Here is a 13976-nt window from a genome sequence, read left to right as displayed (position 1 = left end):
TTGAAAACCATTAACACGGTTACTTTTTATACAGCCATCATTTTTGTGATTTATGGTTTCGTTTAGGTTTTAAGTTATACACAAAAAACAAGAAAAATATTTTAAAAATATTAAAATAAAGCGATTTATAGCCATTGACGAACAATTTTATATCCGCTAAGCATTACTTTTATAAAGTTATTCATCAAATCTGTGGATAAGTGTGTGCGAAAGACGAGAGCAAAACGAGAGTAACTTTTCTTAAAGGTAAATATTATTAACCAATTAATCAAAAAGCTGTTAATTTTCATAAAATTAATAAAATTTATCCCGGTGAATAACTCCAAGAAAATACTTTGTGTGTTTTTTAGGCAATAACAAAAGCTGCGTATAAATCAATAACCAAGTACACTTTCGTTTCCATTATTATATAAACCACTAGACACTTTATGATGAATAGCCAGCCCAACTCCATTGAAGAATTAATGCAAAGAGCCAATGATATGGCAGGAGTAACCTTGGGCGATATTGCAATGGAGCATCAAGTCACAGTCCCGGATAATCTAAAAAGAGATAAAGGGTGGATTGGTCAACTAATAGAAATGGAGTTAGGTGCAACTGCGGGTTCAAAACCTCAACAAGATTTTTTGCATTTAGGTGTAGAGCTAAAAACGATTCCTATTGATGCTAACGGACGCCCTATTGAAACCACTTACGTAACAGTTGCTCCGTTGACCAATATTCAAGGTTTGACATGGGAAAAGAGCCTAGTCTGTCACAAACTAAGTCGGGTTCTTTGGATACCTATCGAAGGAGACAGAAGAATTCCTGTTAAAGAGAGAAGAATTGGTTCACCTGTTTTATGGCAACCCAATGCTGCTGAGACTAATGCATTGCAACAAGACTGGGAAGAGATAATGGAGTTTATCGCAATAGGTAAAGTAGATAAGGTAACAGCTCGACATGGTGAAGTTTTACAATTAAGGCCCAAAGCTGCAAACAGCAAAGCTCTAACCGAATCTATTGCTGAAGATGGATCAGTAAAACTGTCTAACCCTCGCGGTTTCTATTTAAAGATCAACTTTACCCACCAAATACTAACAAACGCCTTCAATTAGGGTTACATTTACACAACATACAAATGCGAAATCAAAACTAATTAAAATACCACTATGACAAGTATGGGAATTTTCTATAAACTAGCCTGTCTTCAAATATCAACGGATTAGATATAAACCAGTGAAAGCACGTCGCCAGACGAGAAAATTACTTTTTGCTATCATCGCATGGTGTGCAGCCATGGGAGCATTTGTATTTTTTCGATATTCACAAGCTCCTGAACTACCTCAATGGGCCATTGGAAAATCAGATCTAGCAACGCTAGCGATTTTTATGGGCTTTGTTTTTGGTTGTTTGCACTGGATGTCTAACCTTATTGCTGATTTTAGTGCTATCAGCCGACTCCCCTATATATTCTCCGTCATATTCAAAGGTCTATTTTTATTACTTGGTGCTATGACACTTGCCTATGTCACTCAATTTTTAAATATGTGGGCTATTGAGAATCATCTAGTCACTTTAAGGCAAATGCTCACAGCGCACATATTATATAGTCCCTCTTTTCAAGCTTTAGTGATTTATTTAGTCGCCGTCAGAGTTGGACTCGCATTTGTTGAACAAATGGCATTACTAGTTGGCCCTCGTGTCTTACTTAACATTGGCCTAGGTAAATATCACCAACCTCGCTACGAACACAGACTATTCTTATTTGTTGATATGGTGTCATCAACGTCCCATGCTGAGACATTAGGCGATTACCGATTCAGCCGCTTGATCCAAGATAGCTTTAGTATGCTAGCTGACACTGTAACGAATAATGATGCTGAAATTTATCGTTATATGGGAGATGCAGTCTTAATCCATTGGCCTTTGGAGGAAGGGATTAAGGAAGATCGCTGCATGAATATCTATTATGAATTCAGTCAGCAACTCAATTGGCATCGCCCTTATTTTGAAGAGCACTATGGCTTTGTACCTAAATTCAAAGCCGCTGCTCATTGTGGGCAAGTTGTTGCAGCTGTCGTTGGTGTCCAAAAACAAGAAATTAGTTTCTTCAGTGATGTGATAAATACCCTAGCAAGGCTTCAAGATCAATGTAATCCATTGGGACAACGTATGTTGATCTCAGGTGAGGTTGCACACCGCCTAGAAAGACAAGGTAGTCAGTTCGATTTGGCAGATCTTGGTGCTATGAAGTTAAAAGGAAAACAGCACGAAATTGAAGTATACGGCGTTACGCCTAAAAAAGTACCGCCGCTAGGTTAATTAAAAGTCTAGTCCCACATATACTTACCGCTTTATATAAAGCCGTATGGGCTAGTGAACTCCCATATCAATTATTAACAAAAGCTAGCATCTTTTTTCCTATGCTAGCAAAGCTCACAAACAAGAACTTGCCATTAAAAAAGCCTTGAAACAGAGTTTCAAGGCTTTAAACAGCATTTATGAATCAATAGTTTCAGTGTTTTTCACCTGTTACTTTACATCCATGCCACCGTTAATTGCTTTACTACTTTTTATCACTCAGAATCGATTCAAGCATTAAGCCTAATGTTCTAAAGGTGCTGATTCGGCTAGTCGTCTGACGCCAAACTAAGCCAATATCTCGGTATGGTGCTTCACCCGGTGGATTCATAATATTGAGTTCAGTATCATTTAATATACCAGCATCAATGGCCATTTGCGGTAAAAAGGTCGTCCCTAATTTACTATCCACCATCTGTACTAGCGTATGTAAACTCGTGGCGGCAAAAGGGTTGATTTTAGCACTATTACCTAATTGGCAAGCCGTAATTGCATGGCCAGTAATACAATGCTCACTTTGCAGTAAAAAAATACTTTCATCCGGCATTTGTTGGTAATCAATCGGGTTCACAATTCCGCCAGAAAGCTCTTCATGAACTACCATTTTAAATGGATCTATACCCACTTTCATACTGTGGAAACCCGTTGTGTCCACGGGTAAAGCGAGTATAAGCAAATCCAATTCACCTTTTCCAAGTGAATCCAATAAGCTGTCAGTGGTATCTTCTTTTAATAGCAGACTCAATTGAGGGTAATCAAGTTGGCATTGCTTAACGACCCTACTTAATAGAAATGGTGCAATGGTAGGAATACAACCAAGACGTATTTCACCTGTCATTGGTTCACCTTGGTTTTTAACCAACTCAACCAGATCATCTACATCAGTAAGTAATTTTCTCGCTCTTTCAACAACTTCCTCACCAATAGCAGTGAACATGAACGATTTATGATCTCGTTCAATAAGCTGATAACCTAATTGTTCTTCAAGATTCTGTATTCCACTTGATAAGGTGGATTGACTAACAAAGCAAGACTTCGCAGCGCGATTAAAGTTTTGTTCTTGGTGCAAGTTGACCAGATAAAACAGGTTTTTAAGACTCGGCAGGTTTTTCATTTAATCGATTACCGTATTAAGATTTCATTTAAATAATGAATTAAGTAAGTTGAAATAACAATCTCCAGTACATGATCCAAGGCTCAAATTAAACAATAATTAAAAAAAGACCAAAAAAAAGTCCCTTACGGGACTTTTAATACAATTAAAGCGTTTACGCTTTAGCTTCAAGAAATTCTTTTAACTGTTGTAAGTCTGTGCTCGCATGCTTAACAATCTCTGCTAACCAAGAGTTATGCTCAGTTTCCCAACTTGGTTCTTCACCGTGCTGTAATAGTTGAGCAAATTGTTGAATACGCTTTAAACCAACAGAACCGGCAGCACCTTTAAACTTGTGTGCTTCTGCGCATAAAGTATCTTTATCATTTACTTCGTTCGCTTTTACTAAGCTACCCACATATTCAGGCATTAACTGCTCGAATAATACGACGCTTTTTAATAAAGTACCTGCACCAATAGCACTACAATATTGCTCTAAAGTATTGAGATCTAAGATAGACTCTAGCTGAACTGTGGCCATTGTGGCACCTCTTTCTAATCATTACTGTTAAATTGGAATTAATAATACTCGCAATAATTGCCTATGCAACAACTCAGCGCTTTTCAAGTCTAAATTTAGAGAAATAACCACAAATAATTAACAAAAAATTAAAATACACCCATATAAAACACTAAGAAACATGCGATACGGTTACTTTTTAAACTGTTCCAGTTGGAACATAATGCCCTTGGCCGCCATTTTCCGCTAAATTTTTGACAATTGATACCAGTCCATCCCAGCGAAATGCGCACCAGTCAGGTGCCAGTAACATTGGTTTTTTAGCGTAAGCTGTTACACGATGAAACACTATCTCTTTCGGTGTATTCCTAATCAACTCACTAGCATAATGGGCATAATCTTCTTGCGACAACAGCTCCATTCCCTTATGTAGCCATATTTTTGCCATCACACTGCCTTCAACAATATGCAACGGATGCAACTTAATTCCATCCACACCTGTTTCAATAACTTGCTTCAGACTATGTAAATAATCATTATAGTTTTCGCCAGGTAAGCCTAAAATCAAATGAGCGCAGACCTTAATACCTTTATCTCTGGCTCTTTTGACGGTGTCTTGATAAGCAAGGAAATCATGTCCGCGATTGATTTTTTTTAATGTGTCGTTATTCGATGTTTGTAATCCGAGCTCTAGCCATACTTCAATTCCTTTGTCCTGATAACTAACAAGTAAGTCGAGTATGTCATCAGGTACGCAATCAGGACGAGTGCCAATATGGAGACCAACGATATCCGCATCTTTAACTGCTTCATCGTATTTTTGCTTTAAAACCTGGTATTCATCATAGGTACTTGTGTAAGCTTGAAAGTAAGCTATATATTTAGAGGTAGACGCGGGTGCGTTCGCTAATACAGAACGGTGCTTACCTTGCACTAATTGATCTGAAATGCTGGCTTCAGTACCTTGCTCATAGCTAAAAGAAGATACGTTACAAAATGTGCAACCACCTTTACCTAACGTGCCATCTCTATTTGGACAGGTAAATTTAGCATCAATTGTGAGCTTTCTGATCCTGCCACCATATTGCTTCTTACAAACGGCACCGAATGTATTTACGTAATCATCTAAACCCACAATGGATCCTCAAATTTGAAAAAGTGGCAGATATTAATCGTCTTAAGCAAATAAAACTTGGTGCTATATCAATAAATCGATAGATAAATTGATTAAATTATCCACTACTAATGTTTTAAGTCACAAATATGAATATCCTAGTTTCAAACTGGTTCATCATGAGTGAATTTATATTCAAAATAACCAAATAGTTAATTAGCACTGTACTTGAAAATAAATTCACTATTTATAAATCTAAATCAATTAGACTTAAGTGTTAAAAAAAAGTAACAAAGCTTTTTTCGTTTTTTTAAAATTCTTTTTATTCATAAGGTTATACGAAGCAAAACACAGTTTACGTTAACGTAAAGGTGTTTTTTTTTAACAAGTGTAATGACAATAACAATTCATTTTGTTGAGTAATTTAAGTTTGACCTTTATTCATTATCGGGCTAATTTGGGTGGTTCGGGTGCATATCTATGAGAACTTCTCCGCATTATCCGAGTCGTATTAAGTTAGGTTTAGGGAGTTTTTGTATGAGCTTATATCATCCCAGCTTTGAGCGGGACAATTGTGGTTTCGGTTTAATAGCCCAAATGGATGGCGATGCAAGCCATCGCATTGTCCGCACAGCTATACACGGGTTAGACAGAATGAAACACCGTGGTGGTATTGCATCGGATGGTCGCACAGGTGATGGCTGTGGACTGTTAATGTCGATGCCTAAAGAATTTTTTGCAGCCGTTGCAACCGAAAATGATTGGCACCTAAGCCGTAAGTTTGCAGTGGGTATGTTGTTTCTAAGCCAAGATCCAGTAAAAGCAGAAACATCAAAAACAATTTTAGAAAAAGAACTACAACGTGAAACCTTAAGTGTTGCAGGCTGGAGAAAAGTCCCAGTTAATCCTGACGTACTAGGTGAAATCGGTCGTAAAAGTTTACCACAAATTTATCAGGTACTTATTAATGCACCTGTAGGTTGGCGCGAGAAAGACTTAGAACGCCGTCTATATATGGCGAGACGTCGTTTAGAACAACAAATCGTCGATGACAAAGATTTTTATGTGGCCAGTCTGTCAGGGCAAGTAATTGTCTATAAAGGCTTAATGATGCCTGCAGACTTACCTTCTTTTTATACAGATCTTGCTGATATCCGTTTAAAAAGTACTATTTGTCTGTTCCATCAACGTTTTTCTACTAATACATCACCAAAGTGGCCGTTGGCACAACCGTTTAGATTTTTAGCTCATAATGGTGAAATCAATACTATTACGGGTAACCGTCAGTGGGCTCGTGCCCGTGCATACAAATTTAATTCGCCACTATTACCTGATTTACAACAAGCAGCACCTTTTGTGAATGAAACAGGTTCAGACTCATCGTCTTTAGATAATATGCTAGAAATGCTGTTATCGGGTGGTATGGATCTTTACCGTGCTATGCGTTTGCTTATTCCACCAGCTTGGCAAAGTAACCCAGAAATGGATGACGAGTTAAAAGCATTTTATGATTTTAACTCCATGCATATGGAGCCGTGGGATGGTCCTGCTGGCATCGTAATGAGTAATGGTCGTCACGCAGCGTGTGCTGTCGACCGTAATGGTCTGCGCCCTTCTCGTTACGTTATCACTAAAGATAGAATCTTAACCTTGGCGTCTGAAGTCGGTATTTGGGATTATTCTGCTGATGAAGTTGTTGAAAAAGGCCGTGTCGGCCCTGGTGAGCTCCTTGTTTTAGATACCATGAATGGTCGTCTTTATTCTTCTTTTGAAATTGATAACGATTTAAAACGTCGTCATCCATATAAAGAGTGGATGTCTAAAAACAGCCGTACACTTGTTCCGGCAAGCAATATTGACTCTGCACAGCAAGGTGCAAGCAACTTTTCTGCTGATGTATTGCTTCAGTATCAAAAGCATTTTGGTTACAGCCGAGAAGAACTTGAACAAGTCATCTGGGCACTAGCAAGTAAAGGCGAAGAAGCTACTGGCTCTATGGGCGACGATACGCCAATGGCTGTATTGTCTAAAAAGTCTCGCTCGCTATACGACTATTTCCGTCAAAAGTTTGCTCAAGTCACTAACCCACCAATCGATCCATTACGTGAAAAACACGTGATGTCATTAACGACATGTGTAGGGCGTGAACAGAATCTATTTTGTGAAACAACCGGTGTAGCTTATCGTGTAATGTTTGAATCTCCAGTGCTGTTATTCAGTGACTTTAATCAATTGCTTGGGTTGGATAGCACTTACTATCGTGCCAATACTGTTGATCTAAATTACGATGCACACGAAACCTTACAACAAGCAATTGAACGTATCACTGATGATGCAGAGCGTTTAGCTAGAAGTGGCACAACGTTACTGATTTTATCGGATCGCGCAACTGCAAAAAATGTTCAAGTTATTCCAGCAGCTATGGCTGTAGGAGCTGTACAGCAGCGTCTTGTTGATAAGAGTTTACGTTGTGATACCAACATTATTGTTGAAACGGCATCGGCAAGAGATCCACATCATTTTGCTGTATTGCTTGGATTTGGTGCTACCGCGATTTATCCGTACTTAGCCTACGAATCAATTTCAGCCATGGCGAAGAAAAATCTAATCGAAGATGACAGCATATTGATGCTCAACTTCCGCCAAGGTATCGAAAAAGGTCTACGTAAGATCATGTCTAAGATGGGTATCAGCACTGTAGGTTCATACCGTTGTAGCCAACAGTTTGAAGCTGTCGGCTTGTCTTCTGATGTGATTGAACTGTGCTTTAAAGGCGTGATTAGTCGTATTGAAGGTGCTGATTTTGATCATTTGGCAGCAGACCAAAAACGACTCCACACAGCGGCTTACCGTGCTCATGTGCCTTTACCGCAAGGTGGTTTATTAAAATATGTTGAAGGTGGTGAATATCACAGCTTTAATCCTGATGTCGTCAATACCTTACAGCAAAGCCTTGTTGAACAAGATTATCCAAAATACAAAAAATTTGCCGCTTTAGTTGATGATCGCCCAATTGCAACATTACGTGATTTGATTGGTGTTAAAGGCACAAATCCAGCCATTGATGAGTCAAAGGTCGAGGCTGCAGAAAATTTATTCTCTCGTTTCGACAGTGCGGCTATGAGTATCGGTGCATTAAGCCCTGAAGCTCACGAAGCGTTAGCCGTTGCAATGAACCGTATTGGCGGTCGTTCAAATTCAGGTGAAGGTGGAGAAGACGCTAGCCGATTTAACAGCGAGCGTAATTCGGCGATTAAGCAAATTGCTTCAGGCCGTTTTGGTGTTACTGCACATTACCTTGTTAATGCAGATGTATTACAGATTAAAATAGCTCAAGGTGCAAAACCGGGTGAAGGTGGTCAACTACCAGGTCACAAAGTAAGTGTTGAAATTGCTGGTTTGCGTCATGCACGCCCTGGCGTCACATTAATTTCCCCGCCGCCGCATCACGATATTTATTCTATTGAGGATTTATCACAGTTAATTTTCGATTTAAAGCAGGTTAATCCTAAAGCGTTAGTTTCGGTCAAACTGGTTTCAGAACCTGGTGTCGGCACAATTGCTACAGGTGTGGCAAAAGCCTACGCTGACATGATAACGATATCTGGTTATGACGGTGGCACCGCTGCAAGTCCTATAACCTCAGTCAAATACGCAGGTTCTCCTTGGGAACTTGGCCTTGCTGAAGTCCATCAATCATTAGTTGAAAATGGCTTACGTCATAAAATCCGTTTACAAGTGGATGGTGGACTAAAAACTGGGTTAGATATTGTTAAAGCTGCTTTGTTAGGTGCTGAAAGCTTCGGCTTCGGTACTGTGCCTATGATTGCACTTGGGTGTAAATACTTACGTATTTGTCACTTAAATAACTGTGCTACTGGTGTCGCCACACAAGATAAAAACTTACGTGATAATCATTACCACGGTCTGCCAGAGCGTGTCATTACCTATTTCGAGTTCGTCGCTCAAGAAGTACGTGAATCAATGGCAGCGCTGGGTGTGACTAAGTTTGAAGATTTAGTGGGTCGAACTGATTGGTTATATGCCCTTGAAGGTCAAACAGGTAAGCAACTCGGTTTAGATTTTGCGCCAATTCTGTACCAACCAAAAGTGGCAGAAGGCAGTGCAATAACTTGGAAAGAGTTAAATCCACCTTCAGACAAAGGTGAGCTTAACCTGCAGATTGTCACTGACACCGCTCAAGCTGTGCTTGCAGGTAAAGCTTTCACTAAGCAATACGCCATTAACAACACTAACCGTTCAATTGGTGCTTCGCTTTCAGGCTACATTGCCACTAATGTTGGTGTGACTGGCGCTAAAGAACCAATTTCACTGCAATTTAATGGTAGTGCGGGTCAAAGTTTCGGTGTCTGGAATAGCCCTGGTCTTGAAATGAAATTAGTCGGCGATGCAAATGATTACGTCGGCAAAGGGATGTCTGGCGGTCGAATTATCATTAACCCACCTGTTGGTAGCCCTTTCCAAAGCGAACAAAGTGCCATTATGGGTAACACCTGTCTATATGGCGCTACCGGTGGCCGTGTATATGCTGCTGGTCAAGCTGGTGAGCGTTTCGCTGTTCGTAACTCAGGCGCGATTGCTGTCGTTGAGGGTGTGGGTGATAACGGTTGTGAATACATGACTGGTGGCATTGTCGTGGTACTGGGTCAAACTGGTGTTAACTTTGGCGCAGGTATGACTGGTGGCTTTGCTTACATCTTCGATAGATTTAATCACTTTAGTCGTCGTGTAAATACAGAGCTTGTTGATACGCAAAAGTTAGAATCAAAAATTCAGCAACAACACCTTAAGGAACTGATTGAAGCGCATGTTGAAGCGACAGGTAGTGAACATGCCAAAATGATCCTAAGTGATTTTGAAAACTGGTTAGACTGTTTTGTATTAGTTAAGCCTAAAAATATTGCCGTTGCCGACTTGCTCAAGATAGAGCAAAAAAGCCCGGAATTAGCTGTGAAGGCGGGGTAATTTAGATGAGTAATGATTTTCAATTTATCGAAGTGGATCGTAAGGATCCAACCAAGCATTCTGCAGCTGAGCGCTCAACTCAGTTTATCGAAATCTATCAGCCATTTTCTCAACCTCAAGTGGCAGAGCAAGCTGACCGTTGTTTAGATTGTGGTAACCCATATTGTGAGTGGAAGTGTCCACTGCATAACTATATTCCAAACTGGTTAAAGCTAGCTGAACAAGGGCGTATTCTTGAGGCTGCTGATTTAGTTCACGAAACAAACACCCTGCCTGAAATTTGTGGACGCGTTTGTCCACAAGACAGATTATGTGAAGGTGCTTGTACCCTTAATGATGATTTTGGGGCTGTTACTATTGGTAATGTTGAAAAATACATTACTGATACCGCGATTAGCCAAGGATGGCGACCAGACATGAGTACCGTTACTCCTCGAAAAGAAAGAGTAGCGATTATTGGTGCTGGTCCCGCTGGTTTAGGTTGTGCGGACATTCTTAGTCGAAATGGCGTAAAAGCTGTTGTTTATGACAAATACCCACAAATCGGTGGTCTACTGACATACGGTATTCCGTCTTTCAAGCTTGATAAAGATGTGATGCAAACACGTCGCAATGTCCTTGAAGGTATGGGCATTGAATTTAAAATGGGCGTGACTGTCGGTAAAGACATTGCGTTTCAGTCTCTGCTTAATGAATACGACGCTGTGTTCTTAGGTATGGGAACATATACAGCAATGAAAGCCCGTCTTCCTGGTGAGGATAGCCAAGGTGTTATTCAAGCGCTGCCGTACCTTATTGGAAACACCCATGAGTTGATGGGCAGCCAGTGCCAAGACAATCCATATTTAAGCCTTGAAGGTAAAGATGTGGTAGTTTTAGGTGGCGGTGATACTGCTATGGATTGCGTTCGCACAGCTGTAAGACAAGGCGCTAAAAGTGTGACTTGTGCTTATCGTCGTGATGAAGCCAATATGCCAGGTTCACGTCGTGAAGTGCAAAATGCGCGCGAAGAAGGCGTTAACTTCCTATTTAACCGTCAACCTGTAGCGATTAAAGAACTAGATGGCGTTGTAACTGGCATAGAATGCGTTGAAACCCAAATGGGTGAAGCAGAAGAATCTGGCCGTAAAAAAGCGGAAGTCATTGCTGGCAGCGAACAAGTGCTAGAAGCTGATGCTATTATCATTGCCTTCGGTTTCCAAGCAAGCCCTGCTCCTTGGTTTGATGACTTTGGTATTGAAACCAACGAATGGGGCTTAGTCAAAGCCAGTAAATTTGACGATAATCCATTTCAAACCACCAATCCTAAAGTGTTTGCAGGTGGCGATATGGTCCGCGGCTCTGACTTAGTGGTTACCGCCATTGCTGAAGGTCGTGATGCAGCCCAAGGAATTTTGAATTCTTTTGAAGATGCTTAATTACTAACGCGAACGCCTTAAAGACTTAGCGTTAAGCAAAGCCTAAAGAGTAAACCAAAAGCGCATTGAAAAATGCGCTTTTTTTGTCGATAAAATTTATCCCCCTCTCAGTTCTGATTTAGCCATCTGTGGTATATTATCCGCCAAATTTGCCACTGAGTTATCATTTGCTTATAGCAAGCAAGTAAAACAATCTAACTTAGTGACATTAATGCCAAGGCTCACAAGCTAGCTTACTAATCAATGAGAATAAGTTTATGAAAATCGCTATTATCGGTGCAATGGAACCTGAAGTTGCTCACCTAATTGAAACCATGAGCAATCCAGTTCATTCAAAAATTGCCGGCATCGAATTTGTTGAAGGCCAGTTATCGGGTCAAGATGTTGTGGTCACTCGCTCAGGTATTGGTAAAGTCGCGGCAAGTATTGCAACTACATTGGTGATCAACAACTTCAAAGTAGATGCAGTTATCAACACAGGTTCAGCTGGCGGTTTTGTCGATAGCTTGAATATTGGTGATATCGTTATCTCATCTGAAGTACGTCATCACGATGTTGATGTGACTGCTTTTGGTTACGAAATTGGCCAAATGGCCTCTCAACCTGCTGCGTTCATCCCTGACACTAAATTAGTTGAAGCTGCAAAAGCGGCTATTTCATCGTTAGGAGAAGCGCAGGTAATTGAAGGCTTAATTGCTACTGGCGACAGCTTCATTTGCGATCCTGAGCGTACTAAAGCAATGCTCAATAACTTCCCTACAATGGCAGCCTGTGAAATGGAAGCGGCTGCAATTGCCCAAGTGTGTCATCAGTTTGAAGTCCCATTCGTGGTTATCCGTTCACTTTCTGATAATGCTAATAATGATTCTGCTGTAGACTTTGACTCTTACATTGTCAAAGCTGGCCATTACTCAGCATTAATGGTGATAGCATTATTAAAGCAGCTATAATTTAGCCTCAATGCAAGAAATGACAACGGAAATGGTCAATAGTGGGATGGTTATTTAAAATTGATTGATAGCACTTTTTACGAACAACTAATTCGAATAGATGGCAACTTATTACAGAGTTGCTTAGTGTTATTTATGGCGTTGCTGATTTCGCGTGTGGCGCCTATTTCAAGAAAATATCATCCCATTGTTTGGTTTCATCAATTAGCTATTCTACTCAGCCAGAAAGTGAACCACTCACAACGCGCCCCAAAACAGCAGCTTACCGCGGGTTTACTCGCAAGCATATTACTCGTTGTTCCAATCTGGTTTACAACTTACTTTATTCTCTCGCTCGCAGCCTACCCTTGGTTTTTCGATTTTGTTTTATTGTACTTTTGCATTAGCGATGCAGGATTCAAACCTGTAGCAAAAGATGTAGTAAGCTCACTTGAACATGGGCAGAAAGGGTTAGCGAAATCCTACTTGTCACCTTGGCTTATACAGCAAACAAATAGTTTATCTGAAATTGGCATCAGCAAAGCAACAATTGAACGGCTGTTAATTTCACCAAGCTATGGCACTGTGGCTACCATTTTATTTTATGCGATTGGCGGCACACCACTGGTATTACTGCTTCAATTACTAAAACAACTAGAACATTGCTGGCCAAACTATGTCCCGCAATATCGCTTTTTTAGTGCACCGATATATTTTCTCAATCGTTTCATTTATGCAATACCTATCTGGTTATGGAACTTTACCTTAGTGCTACAAGGTGGGCTTAAAAACATCGGCATTCTATTCAAACAACCTTCTCATAACAGTGGAATATACGGTTATTCGAGTTTGTTTATCGGCAGTAAAATCTTACAAGTTGAGCTCGGCGGCCCACAGAAATTCACCATTAACCAAAAAGAGCAACGAGTTGATGTAATCAAAATCAATCCTTCTAGAATGCCGGGAATAAACGATATCAATAATGCCATCAGCCTAACCTCTTGGGCTATGACCTTTTGGGTATCCTTTACCATCGCTATTCCTATTTTATGGACAGCGTTAAGGTGGATACAAGCAATGTAACTTTATTTGCAAAAGAGTTATTATAATCAGCTAAATAATGTATACCGTTCCATTTGAGGCAAAGTGTCTTGTTAGATAACATTCAAATTTCATTAACTACACCCGGTTTATTATTTCCTGCAATTTCATTGTTGTTGTTAGCTTATACCAACCGCTTTTTCTCTTTGGCTGCGTTGATAAGGAACTTAAGCGCTTCTGGTAAACCTGTAGATAACGAACAAATCAAAAACTTAAGACAACGTATTAGCATCATAAGGCGTATGCAAGAAGCAGGTGTCGTTAGCTTTGCCATTTGTGTTATCAGTATGATATTCATCTACTTAGGCTTCTTTCATACTGGTTCTGTAGTATTTGGTGTCAGTTTATTATTTTTACTTTATTCACTCATTTTATCTGTCATTGAGATCAGAATTTCAGTCGATGCGCTGAATATTCACATTAAAGAGTTAAGCTCTCAGCAGCATTGCAAAAGAGTTTTAACGGAACAAAG

9 protein-coding genes and 1 pseudogene are annotated in these 13976 nt (G+C 40.0%); 7 read left to right on the top strand and 3 right to left on the bottom strand.

Features of this window, described 5'->3' with window-relative positions; all coding sequences use genetic code 11:
- Window positions 1-428: 428 nt before the first annotated feature.
- Together mutH and QPX86_RS06360 are read left to right on the top strand one after the other, a co-directional pair.
- Entirely contained in the window at window positions 429-1097 is a 669-nt protein-coding gene (gene mutH, locus QPX86_RS06365) for a DNA mismatch repair endonuclease MutH (RefSeq protein ID WP_259651192.1), read from the top strand.
- A gap of 121 nt (window positions 1098-1218) precedes the next feature.
- Entirely contained in the window at window positions 1219-2304 is a 1086-nt protein-coding gene (locus QPX86_RS06360; protein WP_259651191.1) for an adenylate/guanylate cyclase domain-containing protein, read from the top strand.
- Window positions 2305-2548: 244 nt separating this feature from the next.
- On the opposite strand, the gene oxyR is transcribed toward QPX86_RS06360, so the two are convergent.
- The 3 genes from oxyR to QPX86_RS06345 all read right to left on the bottom strand — a co-directional run bounded on the left by oxyR (window position 2549) and on the right by QPX86_RS06345 (window position 5091).
- Window positions 2549-3457, bottom strand: a complete 909-nt coding sequence (gene oxyR / locus QPX86_RS06355) for a hydrogen peroxide-inducible genes transcriptional activator OxyR (protein WP_220751672.1) — start codon at window positions 3455-3457, stop codon at window positions 2549-2551.
- Window positions 3458-3611: 154 nt separating this feature from the next.
- Window positions 3612-3977, bottom strand: a complete 366-nt coding sequence (locus QPX86_RS06350; RefSeq protein WP_220751670.1) for an Hpt domain-containing protein — start codon at window positions 3975-3977, stop codon at window positions 3612-3614.
- 178 nt (window positions 3978-4155) lie between these two features.
- Window positions 4156-5091 carry a TIGR01212 family radical SAM protein gene (locus tag QPX86_RS06345; protein ID WP_220751669.1) on the bottom strand — a complete coding sequence of 312 codons (936 nt, stop codon included), beginning with the start codon at window positions 5089-5091 and terminating at the stop codon, window positions 4156-4158.
- A 516-nt stretch (window positions 5092-5607) separates the two neighbouring features.
- Between QPX86_RS06345 and gltB the strand changes: the two genes are divergently transcribed.
- The 5 genes and pseudogenes from gltB to QPX86_RS06320 form a co-directional block, all read left to right on the top strand.
- Window positions 5608-10056 carry a glutamate synthase large subunit gene (gene gltB / locus QPX86_RS06340; RefSeq protein ID WP_285164664.1) on the top strand — a complete coding sequence of 1483 codons (4449 nt, stop codon included), beginning with the start codon at window positions 5608-5610 and terminating at the stop codon, window positions 10054-10056.
- Window positions 10057-10061: 5 nt separating this feature from the next.
- Window positions 10062-11474 (top strand): FAD-dependent oxidoreductase, encoded by a 1413-nt coding sequence (locus QPX86_RS06335; protein ID WP_285164663.1) that lies wholly within the window; start codon window positions 10062-10064, stop codon window positions 11472-11474.
- A gap of 257 nt (window positions 11475-11731) precedes the next feature.
- A complete protein-coding gene (locus tag QPX86_RS06330; protein ID WP_220751666.1) occupies window positions 11732-12424 on the top strand; it encodes a 5'-methylthioadenosine/adenosylhomocysteine nucleosidase in 693 nt (230 codons plus the stop codon).
- Between the two features lie 60 nt (window positions 12425-12484).
- Complete coding sequence (locus QPX86_RS06325; RefSeq protein WP_285164662.1) at window positions 12485-13486, top strand: cobalamin biosynthesis protein CobD/CbiB; 1002 nt, start codon at window positions 12485-12487, stop codon at window positions 13484-13486.
- Window positions 13487-13566: 80 nt separating this feature from the next.
- Window positions 13567-13938, top strand: a pseudogene (locus tag QPX86_RS06320) (DUF2721 domain-containing protein); the annotation flags it as partial.
- Window positions 13939-13976: the final 38 nt, after the last annotated feature.

Source organism: Shewanella goraebulensis, from assembly GCF_030252245.1.
GTDB classification, from domain to species: Bacteria; Pseudomonadota; Gammaproteobacteria; order Enterobacterales; family Shewanellaceae; genus Shewanella; species Shewanella goraebulensis.
This window is presented reverse-complemented; position numbering and strand designations above follow the sequence as displayed.